We start from the raw sequence: 672 nt of genomic DNA, 5'->3' as shown, positions 1-672 counted from the left end.
TCTCTTCCAGCTTCAGTGGATGTTAACCGGGATACAGTATCTGCGGTTGCTGAGGAGGAAGGTGACTGCATGGTTTGTTTGGAGGTCCTCCCTGTTTCCAATTGGAGAATCGTTTGAGAATGACAACGATAGAGTACGACCTTGTCAGCCCGGTAAAGTTCCAGGCAGCCTGGCTGTGGGGTGTGTTACTGGATAGTGCACCGCAGCAGCTACTCCAGATGAATACACGTCAACTGCCACAGCCTTAAAACTGATGTATTCATAATTTCTGAAAACAGAGGTCTCAATGCCTCTGGCCCTGATGGAGTCCGCTCACTCCCACCTCATCAGGACTTCGGCCTCTACGGACCCTGACCCCGGTCAGGTTCAAGGGAGCGCAACACGTTGCAGGCTTCTTACACTGATTAACCGCTTTTGCTTTTCTTGTCTAACGACAAATGTTTAATATTAAAATACCTATGTTCATGGTTCATGCTGCTGCCTTGTAAGGCTCTTTCCAGGTTAACACAGCCCAGGCAATGCGAGCGTTTTTATTGGCAACAGTTACTGCTGTTATATTCTTGCCCCTACGCTGATCAAGCTCTTTAATCCAGTTATTACGGCGATCGTCGTGTTTGTCGACTACCCTGACAACGGTTCTGCCACTGTGTGTCAACAGGGTTCGCAGGTAAG

General features: G+C 48.7%; 1 pseudogene. It reads right to left on the bottom strand.

From position 1 onward, the window contains the following. Positions 1-469 precede the first annotated feature (469 nt). Positions 470-672, bottom strand: a pseudogene (locus J7438_RS26725) (IS110 family transposase); the annotation flags it as partial.

The sequence above is a fragment of the Thalassotalea sp. G20_0 genome (genome assembly GCF_017744175.1).
In the GTDB taxonomy this organism is placed as follows: Bacteria; Pseudomonadota; Gammaproteobacteria; order Pseudomonadales; family Endozoicomonadaceae; genus Endozoicomonas.
The sequence above is the reverse complement of the archived record's forward strand: the minus strand, read 5'-3'. Positions and strand labels throughout refer to the sequence as shown.